Origin of the sequence: Rathayibacter sp. AY1C6 (assembly GCF_002931535.1) — a bacterium.
Classification (GTDB): domain Bacteria; phylum Actinomycetota; class Actinomycetes; order Actinomycetales; family Microbacteriaceae; genus Rathayibacter.
In genome coordinates this window covers 1-13,107 of record NZ_PSWC01000043.1, presented here as the reverse complement: position 1 = coordinate 13,107, position 13,107 = coordinate 1, and the positions used below count along the sequence as shown (strand labels likewise).

Genomic DNA, 13,107 nt, shown 5'->3' with positions numbered 1-13,107 from the left:
CCGACGGCGCCCGCCCCACCGAGGAGGTGCTCGCCGGCTGGTGGGCCGAGCTGTGCTCCGCGCTCGGCCTCGGCGAGGTCCCGGTGGACCCGGACGCCCTGCTCGCCCTCGCCGGTCGCGCAGCGCACGGAGTGGTCCGGCCGGCGGCTCCGCTGACCACGTTCCTCGCGGGCTACGCGGCGGGCCTGGCCGGGGGCGGCCGGGACGCGCTCGACGCGGCGCTCACGGCCTCGCACCGGGCGGTGGACGAGCGTACGCACGCCTCCTGAGACGCTACTCCACCGGCCTCGATCCGGCACCAGGCCGACGCCGTACGGTTCCCCCGAGTCCCGGTGCCGCGGCTCGGACCGAGAGCGGCGCAGGACTCCCGCGGCCGACTGCGCCGCGGTCGTCCATCTGAAGGAGCCCCGCATGTCAGGCAACAGAGCCGTCGCCTACAAGTCCCCCGGAGTCGTCGAGGTCATCGACATCGACTACCCCACCTTCGAGCTGAAGGACGGACCCGGCGTCAATCCGGCGAACATCGGGCGGAAGCTGCCGCACGGCGCCATCCTCCGCACCGTCTCCACCAACATCTGCGGCTCGGACCAGCACATGGTCCGCGGCCGCACCACCGCTCCGTCGGACCTCGTGCTCGGCCACGAGATCACCGGCGAGGTCGTGGAGGTCGGCCCCGACGTCGAGTTCGTCAAGGTCGGCGACATCGTGTCCGTGCCGTTCAACATCGCCTGCGGCCGCTGCCGCAACTGCAAGGAGCGCAAGACCGGCATCTGCCTCAACGTGAATCCGGACCGCCCGGGCAGCGCGTACGGCTACGTCGACATGGGCGGCTGGGTCGGCGGGCAGGCCGAGTACGTGATGGTCCCCTACGCCGACTGGAATCTCCTGGTGTTCCCGGACCGCGATCAGGCGCTCGAGAAGATCCTCGATCTGACGATGCTCTCGGACATCTTCCCGACGGGCTTCCACGGCGCGGTGACCGCCGGAGTCGGCGTCGGGTCCACGGTCTACGTCGCAGGAGCGGGACCGGTCGGACTCGCCGCGGCGGTCGGAGCGCAGCTGCTCGGAGCGGCCGTCGTGATCGTCGCGGACCTCAACGAGGAGCGTCTGGCGCAGGCGCGCTCCTTCGGCTGCGAGACGGTCGACGTCTCGAAGGGCGATCCGGCCGGCCAGATCGAGCAGATCCTCGGCGTGCCCGAGGTCGACTGCGGAGTGGACGCCGTCGGCTTCGAGGCGCACGGCAACGGCGCCGACTCGGGGAAGGAGGCGCCGGCGACGGTGCTGAACTCGCTGATGTCGATCACCGCGGCGGGCGGCGCCCTCGGCATCCCGGGCCTCTACGTCACGGGCGACCCGGGCGGAGTCGACGAGGCGGCCCAGGAGGGCTCGCTGTCGATCCGCCTCGGGCTCGGCTGGGCGAAGTCGCTGTCCTTCACCACGGGCCAGTGCCCTGTCATGAAGTACAACCGGCAGCTGATGATGGCGATCCTGCACGACCGGGTCCACATCGCCGACGCGGTCCAGGCCACCGCGATCAGCCTGGACGACGCTCCCCGCGGCTACGCCGACTTCGACAAGGGCGCCGCGAAGAAGTTCGTGCTGAACCCGAACGGCTACCTGGGATGACCGACGGGGCGGGTCCTGCCCAGGGCCCGCCCCGAGCCCCGGGAGAATGGACGGGATGAGCGCACACGGGCACGAGGCGACCGACTGGGACGAGGCCAGGCGGATCGTCGGCGAAGCGGTGGCGCGCTCCGGCGTCTCGACAGTCCCCCTCCTCGACGCCCGCGGAGCCGTCCTCGACCGCGCCGTCACCGCCGCCCGGCCGCTCCCCCACTACGACTCCTCGGCCATGGACGGCTGGGCCGTGCGCGGACCCGGGCCCTGGCCGCTCGAGGACGGCACCGCCGCGCCGATCGTCACCGGAGCCGCCGTGCCCGACTGGAGCGACGCGGTGCTGCCGTCCGAGCAGGGCGCGGTCCGCGACGACCTGCTCACGGCGCGGGCGCCCCTCCCGCCCGGCCGCCACGTCCGGCGCGCGGGCGACGAGGCCGCCCGCGGAGCCGTGCTGGTCGATGCCCGGACCCGCCTCACTCCCGCGCACCTCGCCCTGCTCGCGGTCGCCGGGGTCGACGCGCTCGACGTCCGCCCGCCCGCCGCGGTCGACCTGCTCCTCACGGGGGACGAGGTCGACACCGAGGGGATGCCGCCCGCCGGACGGGTGCGTGACGCGTTCACGCCGCTGCTGCCCGCGCTGGTCGAGCTCTCGGGCGGAGCCGTGGGAGAGATCGTGCGCCGCGGCGACGACGAGGAGGCGATCGCACGGACGCTGCTGGCGGGCACGGCGCCGATCCTCCTCACGACGGGCGGGACCGGGCGCTCCCGGGTGGACGCGGTCCGTCGCGCCCTCGATGCGGTGGGCGCGCGCGTCCTCGTCGACGGCGTCGGCATGCGCCCCGGCCACCCGACCATGGCTGCGCTGCTGCCGCGAGGGACGCTGGTGATCGCGCTGCCGGGCAACCCGCTCGCCGCCCTGCTCGCGGCGGTCTCCTTCCTGCCGCCGGCCCTCGACGCGGCGTCCGGCGCCGCTGCCCGGCCCCTCGGCCGGGGCGTCCTCGCCGAGCCGCTCGGGCGCGCGGGGACCACGGTGCTCGTGCCCGTCGCCTCCGGCGAGGACGGCTGGCGGGCCTCCGCCGGCATCCGCTCGCACATGCTCACCGGTCTCGCCGCCTCGGAGGCCGTGGCCGTCGTGCCCGCACCGGGAGCGGCAGCGGGCGACTCGGTGCGCCTGCTGCCGCTGCCCTGGTGAGGCCTACGCCGCCGGTTCGAGGCGGACCACGACCGACTTCGAGGTAGGCGTGTTGCTGATCTTCGCGGTCGAGTCCAGCGGTACGAGGACGTTCGTCTCGGGGTAGTAGGCGGCCGCGCAGCCGCGGGGCGTGTCGTACGCCACGACGCGGAACGCCTCCGCCCGCCGCTCGACGCCGTCGGGCCACTCCGAGACCAGGTCGACCATCGCGCCGTCCGCGAAGCCCAGCTCGGCGACGTCGTCGGCGTGGACGAACACCACCCGGCGGCCGTCGTGGATCCCGCGGTAGCGGTCGTCCCTGCCGTAGATCGTGGTGTTGAACTGGTCGTGCGAGCGCAGCGTCTGCAGCAGCAGCCTGCCCTCCGGCACCCGCGGGTACTCGAGCGGATTCGCGGTGAAGCGGGCCAGACCGGAGGGGGTGTCGAAGCGGCGCGAGTCGCGCGGCGGGTGCGGGAGGACGAAGCCGCCGGGCACGTCGATCCGGGCCTCGAAGCCGTCGAAACCGGGGACGACGTTGGCGATGTGCGAGCGGATGCGGCGGTAGTCGTCGCGCAGCCCCGCCCAGTCGACCTGCGGGACGTTCTCGTGGCCCTCGAGCAGCCGCTCCGCGATCCCCGTGAGGATCGCCACCTCCGAGCGCAGGCCCGGGCTCGGCGGGCGCAGGCGGCCCCGGGAGGCGTGCACGGCGCTCATCGAGTCCTCGACCGTGACCCGCTGCTCGCCCGAGCGCTGCACGTCGGAGTCGGTGCGGCCGAGGGTGGGCAGGATCAGCGCGCGCCGGCCGGTGACCACGTGCGAGCGGTTGAGCTTGGTCGAGACGTGGACGGTGAGGGCGAGCGAGCGCATCGCCGCCTCCGTCACTCCGCTGTCGGGCGTCGCCCGGGCGAAGTTGCCGCCGAGCCCCATGAACACGCGGGCCTTCCCGTCGCGCATCGCCCGGATCGCGGCGACCGTGTCCGTCCCGTGCACGCGCGGGGAGGAGAAGGAGAACTCGCGGTCGAGCGCGTCGTGGAAGGAGTCCGGCATCCGCTCGAAGATGCCCATCGTGCGGTCGCCCTGCACGTTCGAGTGGCCGCGCACCGGGCAGACGCCCGCGCCGGGCTTGCCGATGTTGCCGGTGAGCAGGAGCACGTTGACGACGTCCTTGAGCGTCGCGACCGAGTGCGCGTGCTGCGTGAGGCCCATCGCCCAGCAGACGACGGTGCCCTCGGACGCCGCGATCAGCTCGGCGACGGTGCGGATGCGCGTCTCGTCGATCCCGCTCGCCCGCTCGATCTCGTCCCACTGGACCTCCCGCAGCCCGTGGAGGTACTCGGCGAGGCCGCCGGTGCTCTCGCGGATGAAGGCGTGGTCGAAGACGTCGCCGCGCGCCTCCTCCGCCTCGAGCAGCGCCTTGCCCAGACCCTGGAACAGGGCCTGGTCGCCGCCCAGCCGGACCTGGAGGAAGTGGTCGGCGAGGGCCGTGCCGTCGCCCAGGGTGCCGCGGACGGTCTGCGGGTTCTGGAAGCGGAGCAGCCCCGCCTCCGGCAGCGGATTCACGGCAACGATGGTGCCGCCGGCGCGCTTGGCGCGCTCCAGCGCGGTCAGCATCCGCGGGTGGTTCGTTCCGGGGTTCTGGCCGGCGACGATGATCAGCGGAGCCCGCTCCACGTCGCGCAGGCTCACCGAGCCCTTGCCGATCCCGATCGTCTCGGTGAGGGCGGATCCGCTGGACTCGTGGCACATGTTCGAGCAGTCGGGCAGGTTGTTCGTGCCGAAGCCGCGGACCATCAGCTGGTAGACGAAGGCCGACTCGTTCGAGGTCCGGCCGGACGTGTAGAAGATCGCCTCGTCGGGGCTCGCGCAGGCGCGCAGCTCCTCGGCCACGAGGTCGAGCGCCTCATCCCAGCCCACCGGCCGGTAGTGCGTCGCGCCCTCCTCGAGCAGCATCGGCTCCGTGAGCCGGCCCTGCTGGCCGAGCGCGAAGTCGTCCCACTCCTCCAGCTCCGCGACGGGGTGCGCGGCGAAGAACGCCGATGTGACGGTGCGGAGCGTGGCCTCCTCGGCGACCGCCTTCGCTCCGTTCTCGCAGAACTCGGCGACGTGGCGCTTGTCGCCCTCCGGCCAGGCGCAGCCCGGGCAGTCGAATCCGGTCTTCTGGTTCACCCGCAGGAGCGTCTCGGCGCTGCGCACCGGGCCCATCTGCTTGAGCGAGATCTCGAGGGCGTGGGCGACGCCGGGGATCCCGACGGCGCGTCTCTTCGGCGACCGGACGGAGAGGCGGCTCTCGTCGATCGGACTCTCGCGGGGCTCGGCGTCATCGACCATTCCTGCATCGTACGTCCGCACCCCGGCATCGCTCCCGGTTCCCGGTGGGAGGATGACCTCCACCGCCTGAGGAGACCCATGAGCCGCAGTGTCGCCCGCACCCGCCTGACCGCCGTCCGCGCCGACGATCCGCCCCGCCGCCGCGAGGACGTCCTGGCCGTCGAGGAGCCGCTCGAGATCCGCGTCGGCGGACGGCGCTTCAGCGTGACCATGCGCACACCCGGCGACGACTTCGACCTGGTCGCGGGATTCCTGGTGTCCGAGGGGGTGCTCACCGAGTCGGAGCAGCTGGCGGCGATGCGCTACTGCGCGAGCGGCTCCGGTCCGGGCGAGAACACGTACAACGTGGTCGACGCGAGCGTCCGCGGCGGGCGGGAGGCCGTGCTGCTCGAGCGCGAGCGGTCGGTGTACACGACGAGCTCGTGCGGAGTGTGCGGGCTCGCGTCGCTCGAGGCGGTCGCCACCGACTCGGCGTGGAGCGTCGCGGAGGACGACCTGCGGGTCGAGCGGGAGCTGCTGGTCTCGCTCCCCGATCGGCTCCGCGAGGCGCAGGCGGTGTTCGAGCGGACGGGCGGCGTCCACGCGGCCGGGCTGTTCGACGCGGACGGCTCGCTGCTGGTGCTCCGGGAGGACGTCGGGCGGCACAACGCCGTGGACAAGGTGGTCGGCTGGGGGCTCCGGGAGGGGCGGCTGCCATTGCGGGGGACGCTGCTGCAGGTGTCGGGGCGCGCCTCGTTCGAGCTGGTGCAGAAGGCCGTGATGGCCGGCATCCCCCTGCTCGCCGCGGTCGGTGCCCCGTCGTCGCTGGCGGTGGACCTGGCTCGCGACTCCGGCCTCACCCTGATCGGCTTCAGCCGCGGCTCCGGCTTCAACCTCTACGCGGGCGACGCGCGCCTGCTGCCCTGAGCCGGGCTCCTCAGCCGGCTCCTGCGGACGGAGCAGCCCGCACAGCGGGCGCATCGAGATCCCCCTCGTACTCGGTGGCTCTCGACACGCCGCGTCCCGCGGCCACTCGACCAGCGAGGGTCGCCGCGTGTTCGGCAGAGGGCGCGACCCGGAATCGCGTGCGAGCGATTCAGGGCAGCCCGACAAGACCCGCTCTGCGCAACGCAGGCCCACGAGAAGCCGACCGCGGTCGTGCAGCGGGCCACCGCTGCACGACGAGCGAGCACCGCCGCGTGCGAGCGATTGAGGGTAGCCCGACAGGACCCGCTCCACGGGAGCCACCACCCTTGGAAGCCGGCCGCGAGTCGTGACGCGGCTCCGCCGCTACACGACCGACAAAGACTGCCGGGCGATCTCCAGCTCCTCGTTCGTGGGGATGACGAGGACGGCGACGCGGGAGTCGTCGGTGGAGATGCGGCGGGCGCCGCGGTCGGAGGCCGTGTTGCGCTCGGGGTCGAGCTCGATGCCCAGGCCCTCGAGGCCGCGGAGGGCGCCGGCTCGGACGGCGGCGACGTTCTCGCCGACTCCGGCCGTGAACACCACGGCGTCGACGCGGCCCAGCTGGGCGTAGAAGGCCCCGATGTAGTGGCGGAGGCGGTGGTAGTAGACCTCGAGCCCGGCGCGGGCCTGCTCGTCGCCGGCCTCGGCCGCCTCCTGGACGTCGCGCATGTCGCCGCGACCCGTGAGGCCGAGGAGGCCGCTTCGGCGGTTGAGGAGGGTGTCGAGCTCGTCGATCGAGAGGCCCGCCTTGCGGGCCAGGTGGAAGACGACGGCCGGGTCGAGGTCGCCGGAGCGGGTGCCCATCACCAGGCCCTCGAGCGGGGTCATGCCCATCGAGGTCTCGACGGAGACGCCGCCGTCGACGGCGCAAGCGGACGCTCCGTTGCCCAGGTGCAGGACGATCGTCTTCAGGTCGGAGCGGCGGCGGCCGAGGTAGGCGGCGGCGGCCTCCGAGACGAACTTGTGCGAGGTGCCGTGGAAGCCGTAGCGGCGGACTCTGTGCTTCTCGGCGAGTTCGGCGGGCAGCGCGTAGGTCGACGCCTCGGCCGGGATCGTGTGGTGGAAGGCGGTGTCGAAGACGGCGACGTGCGGGACGTCCGGGAAGGCGTTCTGCGCCGCCTCGATGCCCTCGAGGTTCGCGGGGTTGTGCAGCGGGGCGAGGTCGGCGAGGTCCTCGATGTTGATCTTGACCAGGTCGGTGACGACGGTGGGCTCGAAGAAGCGCTTGCCGCCGTGCACGACGCGGTGGCCCACGGCGACGGGAGGGAACTCGTCGAGGCTCGGGCCGTGCTCGCCGAACGCGCGGATCATCGCGTCGAAGCCGGCGGTGTGGTCGGGGATCGGCCCCTCGATCTCGAACGACTCCCCGTCGCGGGTGTGCTTCGTGCGGCCGGTGTCCTCGCCGATCCGCTCGACGAGGCCACTGGCGAGCGTCTCCTCGGTGGTCATCTCGATGAGCTGGTACTTGAACGACGACGATCCGCTGTTGACGACGAGGACGACGGACATGAGGGGACTCCTGGGGTGATCGGGGTCGGGAGGGGCGGCGGCGGGGTCGCCGCTAGCGCACCACGGGGATGGCGGCGGTGGGCGGGACGATGGCCTGGGTGGCGGCCTGGATAGCCGTGATCGCGACGGTGTTGACGATGTCCTGCACGAGCGCGCCGCGCGAGAGGTCGTTGACCGGCTTGCGCAGACCCTGGAGTACCGGTCCGATGGCGACGGCGCCGGCCGAGCGCTGCACGGCCTTGTAGGTGTTGTTGCCCGTGTTGAGGTCGGGGAAGATGAACACCGTCGCGCGCCCGGCGACCTGGGAGCCGGGCATCTTCGAGGCCGCGACCGCCGCGTCGGCCGCCGCGTCGTACTGGATCGGGCCCTCGACGAGCAGGTCGGGCCGGCGCTCGCGCACCAGCGCCGTCGCCGCGCGGACCTTCTCGACGTCGGCGCCGGCTCCGCTCTCGCCGGTGGAGTAGGAGAGCATCGCGATGCGGGGGTCGATCCCGAACTGCTGGGCGGTCTCGGCGGACGAGATCGCGATGTCGGCGAGCTGCGCCTCGGTGGGGTCGGGGTTCACCGCGCAGTCGCCGTAGACCAGCACGCGGTCGGCGAGCGCCATCAGGAACACGCTCGAGACGACGGAGACGCCCGGGCTCGTCTTGATGATCTCGAAGCCGGGGCGGATGGTGTGCGCGGTCGTGTGCGCGGCTCCCGAGACCATCCCGTCGGCCAGGCCGAGCTGCACCATCATCGTGCCGAAGTAGGAGACGTCCGTGACGGTGTCGTAGGCGTGGTCGTAGGTGATGCCCTTGTGCGCGCGGATGCGGGCGTACTCCTCGGCGAAGCGCGCGCGGTGCTCGGGGTCGAGGGTGCTCAGCACGCACGCGCCGTCGAGGTCGAGGCCGAGGCCCGCCGCACGGGCGCGGATCTCGGCCTCCTCGCCGAGGATCGTGAGCCGGGCGATGCCGCGCTTGAGCACGGTCGCGGCGGCACGGAGGATCCGGTCGTCGCCACCCTCGGGCAGGACGATGTGGCGGTCGGCGATGCGCGCGCGCTCGATCAGCCCGTACTCGAACATCAGCGGCGTGACGACCTCGGACCGGCCGACGTCGAGGAGGGTGAGCAGCTCGACCGCGTCGACCGCCTCCTGGAAGAGGGCGAGGGAGGTGTCGCGCTTGCGCGGGGAGTCGGCCGCCAGGCGGCCGCGGGCCGCGGTGACGCGGACGGCGGTGTCGTAGGTGCCGAGCTCGGTCATCACGATCGGCACGCGGCTGTCGACGCCCTCGATCAGCCGGACGATCGGCTCCGGCAGCTCGAAGCCGCCGTTGAGGATGATGCCGGTGACGGTGGGGAACGTGCCGGAGGCGTACGCCATGATCACGGCGAGGACGACCTCGGGCCGGTCTCCGGGGACGATCACGACGCCGCCCTCGGTGAGCCGCGGCAGGACGTTGACCATGGACATGCCGGCGATCACCACGCCGAGCGCCTCGCGGCCGAGCAGCTCCGGATCGCCCGCGACGACGACGCCGTCGACCGCCTCGACCAGGCGGGACAGGCTCGGAGCGACGAGGAACGGATCCTCGCGGATCGCCCAGACCGGGACGGTGGCGGGGATGCTCTCGCGGATCGCGGCGACGGCATCGGCGGCGGTGTCGGGATCGGCGCGGTTCGCGATCACTCCGATGAGGCTCGCGTGGGCCGTGCGCAGCTCGACCGAGGCGAGCTCCGTGATCTGGCGCATCTCCTCCGGCGTGCGCGCGGGAGCCTGGCCCAGCTGCTCGCTGCGGGACGAGTCCCGGCCGGTGAGGACGAGCAGGACCGGGGCACCGAGGTTGGCGGCGATGCGGGCGTTGTAGCCGAGCTCGGTGGGGCTGCCGACGTCCGTGTAGTCGGAGCCGAGGATGACGACGGCGTCGCACCGGGCCTCGACGCCCTTGTACCGCTCGACGATCCGCGAGAGCGCCGCCTCGCCGTCGGCGTGGACGTCCTCGTAGGTGACGCCGATGCAGTCCTCGTAGGCGAGGCCCGAGTCGGAGTGGCCGAGCAGCATCTCGAGCACGTAGTCCGGCTCGGAGGTGGAGCGGGCGATCGGGCGGAAGACGCCGACCCGCTGCACCTGGCTGCTGAGCGCATCGAGGACGCCGAGGGCGACCGTGGACTTGCCCGAATGACCTTCGGCGGACGAGATGTAGATGCTCTGAACCATCGGATCCAGCCTACCGAGGGGGTCCCTCCGCCTGGCTGAGTAGAGGCCAGGGATGGGAGGGCGTGCACGGCGCGCGGCTGTGGAGGAGCGTCCGCAGTCGGTAGGGCCTTGTAGCGGCTGTGCGGCGGTCCATCGGCGGAGCAGGCGGGCCGGTTAACGGAAGAAGACCCCCCGCGCACCCGCCAGAGCCCGGTTACCCTTGCTGCGTTTCCGCCCTGGGGGAGTTGGCCTGGATGGCGCCACGCGGGGAGCCGGGTGACAGTCTAACCGACGACGGCGGCCGAGGAGAGCGGGGCGTGTCGGGGTCGTGGTCAGCGGAAGGCTCCGACACCGGCTAGTATCGATGAGTCGCGGCTCAGGTCGTGCCAGGAGGATTCGCCTAGTGGCCTATGGCGCACGCTTGGAAAGCGTGTTGGGTGAAAGCCCTCGGGGGTTCGAATCCCCCATCCTCCGCGAACGGTGTCCGTTGCTCTCGCCAGCACGGGCACCGTTTTGGTTAACCGGTGCGGCCGATCGTCGAGGCCCGGTCGACCGGTGCGGGCGTCCGTCGTGAGCGGCGCGCTCACGCAGCGCCGGGTTCGCGCCGCCGGCGCACACGCAGCTGCAGCCGACGACGTCGCGCCGAGCAGGCGCCGCCGATCGTTCGGCGCGCGCCAGGCGTGCGGGAGATCAGCCGTAGAGGTGGTTCGTCCGCGCGCAGGAGTCGGAGCAGAAAGCGCCACGGCGGGCGACGAGCGGGGCCGAGCAGGCGGCGCAGACCGGGCGGAAGAAGAGTTCGGCTATGGTTCGCGACATGGTCCGACCGTAGGTGCCGGTCCCGGATCGTGCCCGTCGCCATGAGTATTACGACAACGCGGACGACAGGGCGGCGATACGGACCCTCCGGCGACGCCGGCCGTCAGTCGGCGATGCGCTCGAGCCATTCGTCGAGCAGGAGCCGCTCCCCCGCGCTGAGGGGCTCGATCTGCGGCAGCGCCGTCCGCAGGGCGACGGCGTGCGCGACGACCGCACGGGCGGCGGGATCGGTGGGGCCCGCCTCCGCCGTGGTGATCGCCGCGAGGACGGACTCGCGCGAGCGGGACGAGAGCTCGTCGTCGGGGTCGGCGAGGGCGGTCAGCGTGAGGGTGCAGCCGAGCGCGGCCGACTGGAGCAGGCGGGAGGCCCGCTCGACGTCGACGGTGAGGCGGCCGGCTTCGGCGACGGCCCGGACCGCGTCGAGGAGGACGCCGCGGGACAGGCGCGCCGCCTCCGACTCCTCCCCCGGCCGCGCGGTGAACATCAGCGCGTAGAGGTGCGGTTCGGCGAGTCCGAAGGCGACGTGGTGATCCCAGGCGGCACGGAGCGCGTCGACCGGGTCGGCCGGCGCCTCGCTCCGCTCGAAGTCGGCGAGGGCCGTGGCGAATCCGGCTGCCGCGGCCGAGTCGAGCAGCCCGCGCAGGTCGCCGAACGTCCGGTAGATCGTGGGGGCCTGGACCCCCGCCGCCGCGCTGATCGCCCGCGTCGACACCGCGTCCCGCCCGCCGTCCGCCAGCAGCTCGACCGTCGCTCGGAGGATCCGCTCCCGCGTCGTCCCGCTCTCACTCATGCTACCGACGCTAACACGTTCCCGTTAGCGCCTCGTCTCCCGGACCGGCCCGGGCCGCCTCAGCGCCGTCGGGCGGTCCCGAAGATCCCGCGGACCACCTCGCGCAGCAGGGTCCTGCCGGCGCTCGAGCCCAGCACCTCCTCGACGACCGTCTTGTCGCGGCGGGCGGTGCGGGTCCCGCGGGAGGTCGGTGCCGTGCGCCGTCGGGAGCGCTCGGCGGCTTGGTCAGCGGCGCGCTCGGCGGCGGCCCGCTCCTTCGCGCGGCGGGCGGCGTCCGCGGTCTCCTCCTTGGCGCGACGCGCGTCCTCCTTGGCGCGGCGGGCGTCGTCGGCGGCCTGCTGCTCGGCGGCGGCGCGGGCCTCCTCGGCGTCGGCGGCGGCGTCGAGCCGGCGGGTGAGGATCTCGCGGGCGGAGTCGCGGTCGAGGGGCGTGCCGTAGCGCGCGAGGAGCGGGGACCTCTGGACGCTCGCCTCGCGGTCGGCCTCGGGGGTGGGCTTCATCGAGCCGAGCGGGGCGCGGAGACGCGTCCAGGCGACCGGGGTCGGGGCGCCGCGCTCGTTCATGACCGTCACGATCGCCTCGCCGATGGGGAGCGCCTGGAGGACCTCACCGAGGTCGTAGTCGCTCTCAGGGTAGGTCGAGACGGTGGCGCGGAGGGCCTTGGCGTCGTCCGGCGTGTGCGCGCGGAGCTGGTGCTGCACGCGGGAGCCGAGCTGGGCGAGGACGTCGCCCGGCACATCCTTCGGGGTCTGCGTGACGAAGACGATGCCGACGCCCTTGGAGCGGATGAGGCGCACGGTCTGGGTGATCGCGGCGAGGAAGTCCTTCGACGCGTCGCGGAAGAGCAGGTGCGCCTCGTCGAAGAAGAACACCAGCTTCGGCTTGTCGAGGTCGCCGACCTCCGGCAGGTCGTTGAAGAGGTCGGCGAGGAGCCACATCAGGAAGGTGGAGAACAGAGCCGGTCGGTCGGCGACTCCAGGGACTTCGAGGAGGCTGACGACGCCGCGCCCGTCGGCGGCGAGGCGGAGGAACTCGGCCGTGTCGATCTCGGGCTCGCCGAAGAACACGTCGGCGCCCTGGTCGGCGAACGCGATCAGCTCGCGGAGGATCACGCCGGCGGTCGCCTTGGACAGCCCGCCGAGCTCGGCGAGCTCCGCCTTGCCCTCGTCGCCGACGAGGTAGGTGAGCACGGCGCGGAGGTCGGACAGGTCGACGAGCGGGAGACCGGCGCTCTCGGCGTAGTGGAAGACGAGGCCGAGGCTCGACTCCTGCGTGTGGTTGAGGCCGAGCACCTTCGCGAGCAGCAGCGCGCCGAAGCCGGTCACGGTGGCGCGGACGGGGACGCCGGTGCCGATGCCGCCGAGCGCGAAGTACTCGGCGGGGGCCGCCTCCGCCCGCCAGTCCTGGCCGATGCCGCGGGTGCGGGCGAGCAGCGCGTCGGTCGCGGTGCCCGGAGTGGCGAGGCCGGAGAGGTCGCCCTTGATGTCCGCGGCGAAGACGGGGACGCCGTGGGCCGAGAGCTGCTCGGCGAGGACCTGCAGCGTCTTGGTCTTGCCGGTGCCGGTCGCGCCGACGACGAGGCCGTGCCGGTTGAGCATGCCGAGCGGGATGCGGACGGGCACGTCGATCCGCGCGTCGCCGTTGACGAGGGCGCCGAGCTCGAGGGCCGGGCCGGTGAACGCGTACCCGGCGCGCACGGCGTCGACGGCGCTCTCGGGGAGCGGACCGGCCCTCGAGCTCGGCGCCCTCGTCAAC

At 73.2% G+C, this 13,107-nt stretch carries 10 protein-coding genes, 1 tRNA gene and 1 other RNA gene; 5 read left to right on the top strand and 7 right to left on the bottom strand.

Annotation, left to right across the window (positions count from 1 at the left end):
* From C5D36_RS16360 to C5D36_RS16350, 3 genes are all read left to right on the top strand, one after another.
* On the top strand, positions 1-269 hold a 269-nt coding region (locus C5D36_RS16360), incomplete at its 5' end, for a DUF6457 domain-containing protein (RefSeq protein ID WP_374953784.1).
* 142 nt (positions 270-411) lie between these two features.
* Complete coding sequence (gene fdhA / locus C5D36_RS16355) at positions 412-1,626, top strand: formaldehyde dehydrogenase, glutathione-independent (RefSeq protein ID WP_104225123.1); 1,215 nt, start codon at positions 412-414, stop codon at positions 1,624-1,626.
* A 55-nt stretch (positions 1,627-1,681) separates the two neighbouring features.
* Positions 1,682-2,809, top strand: a complete 1,128-nt coding sequence (locus C5D36_RS16350) for a molybdopterin molybdotransferase MoeA (RefSeq protein ID WP_181072936.1) — start codon at positions 1,682-1,684, stop codon at positions 2,807-2,809.
* A 3-nt stretch (positions 2,810-2,812) separates the two neighbouring features.
* On the opposite strand, the gene C5D36_RS16345 is transcribed toward C5D36_RS16350, so the two are convergent.
* On the bottom strand, positions 2,813-5,116 hold the full coding sequence (locus tag C5D36_RS16345) for an FdhF/YdeP family oxidoreductase (protein WP_104296281.1): 2,304 nt from the start codon (positions 5,114-5,116) through the stop codon (positions 2,813-2,815).
* 78 nt (positions 5,117-5,194) lie between these two features.
* Here C5D36_RS16345 and fdhD point away from each other — a divergent pair, with 78 nt between their 5' ends.
* A complete protein-coding gene (gene fdhD / locus C5D36_RS16340; protein WP_104225120.1) occupies positions 5,195-6,022 on the top strand; it encodes a formate dehydrogenase accessory sulfurtransferase FdhD in 828 nt (275 codons plus the stop codon).
* A gap of 363 nt (positions 6,023-6,385) precedes the next feature.
* Here fdhD and C5D36_RS16335 read toward each other — a convergent pair whose 3' ends face one another.
* From C5D36_RS16335 to ffs, 3 genes are all read right to left on the bottom strand, one after another.
* A complete protein-coding gene (locus C5D36_RS16335; RefSeq protein WP_104296280.1) occupies positions 6,386-7,570 on the bottom strand; it encodes an acetate/propionate family kinase in 1,185 nt (394 codons plus the stop codon).
* Between the two features lie 52 nt (positions 7,571-7,622).
* Positions 7,623-9,767: a phosphate acetyltransferase gene (gene pta / locus C5D36_RS16330; RefSeq protein WP_104296279.1), complete on the bottom strand. Its 2,145-nt coding sequence runs from the start codon at positions 9,765-9,767 to the stop codon at positions 7,623-7,625.
* A gap of 159 nt (positions 9,768-9,926) precedes the next feature.
* Positions 9,927-10,023: signal recognition particle sRNA small type (gene ffs, locus C5D36_RS16325), an RNA gene on the bottom strand.
* Positions 10,024-10,135: 112 nt separating this feature from the next.
* Here ffs and C5D36_RS16320 point away from each other — a divergent pair.
* Positions 10,136-10,220 (top strand) — tRNA-Ser (locus C5D36_RS16320).
* 216 nt (positions 10,221-10,436) lie between these two features.
* Here the strand turns inward: C5D36_RS16320 and C5D36_RS17260 are convergent.
* The 3 genes from C5D36_RS17260 to C5D36_RS16310 form a co-directional block, all read right to left on the bottom strand.
* Complete coding sequence (locus C5D36_RS17260; RefSeq protein ID WP_258062975.1) at positions 10,437-10,562, bottom strand: hypothetical protein; 126 nt, start codon at positions 10,560-10,562, stop codon at positions 10,437-10,439.
* Between the two features lie 103 nt (positions 10,563-10,665).
* Positions 10,666-11,352: a TetR/AcrR family transcriptional regulator gene (locus C5D36_RS16315; RefSeq protein WP_104227474.1), complete on the bottom strand. Its 687-nt coding sequence runs from the start codon at positions 11,350-11,352 to the stop codon at positions 10,666-10,668.
* A 59-nt stretch (positions 11,353-11,411) separates the two neighbouring features.
* Entirely contained in the window at positions 11,412-13,106 is a 1,695-nt protein-coding gene (locus C5D36_RS16310; protein WP_104296278.1) for a helicase HerA-like domain-containing protein, read from the bottom strand.
* Position 13,107: the final 1 nt, after the last annotated feature.

Excerpts from the sequence above, each read along its gene's own strand:
- fdhA (WP_104225123.1), top strand. The coding sequence starts at position 412 with ATGTCAGGCAACAGAGCCGTCGCCTACAAGTCCCCCGGAGTCGTCGAG.
- C5D36_RS16350 (WP_181072936.1), top strand. The coding sequence starts at position 1,682 with ATGAGCGCACACGGGCACGAGGCGACCGACTGGGACGAGGCCAGGCGG.
- C5D36_RS16345 (WP_104296281.1), bottom strand. The coding sequence starts at position 5,116 with ATGGTCGATGACGCCGAGCCCCGCGAGAGTCCGATCGACGAGAGCCGC.
- fdhD (WP_104225120.1), top strand. The coding sequence starts at position 5,195 with ATGAGCCGCAGTGTCGCCCGCACCCGCCTGACCGCCGTCCGCGCCGAC.
- C5D36_RS16335 (WP_104296280.1), bottom strand. The coding sequence starts at position 7,570 with ATGTCCGTCGTCCTCGTCGTCAACAGCGGATCGTCGTCGTTCAAGTAC.
- pta (WP_104296279.1), bottom strand. The coding sequence starts at position 9,767 with ATGGTTCAGAGCATCTACATCTCGTCCGCCGAAGGTCATTCGGGCAAG.
- C5D36_RS17260 (WP_258062975.1), bottom strand. The coding sequence starts at position 10,562 with ATGTCGCGAACCATAGCCGAACTCTTCTTCCGCCCGGTCTGCGCCGCC.
- C5D36_RS16315 (WP_104227474.1), bottom strand. The coding sequence starts at position 11,352 with ATGAGTGAGAGCGGGACGACGCGGGAGCGGATCCTCCGAGCGACGGTC.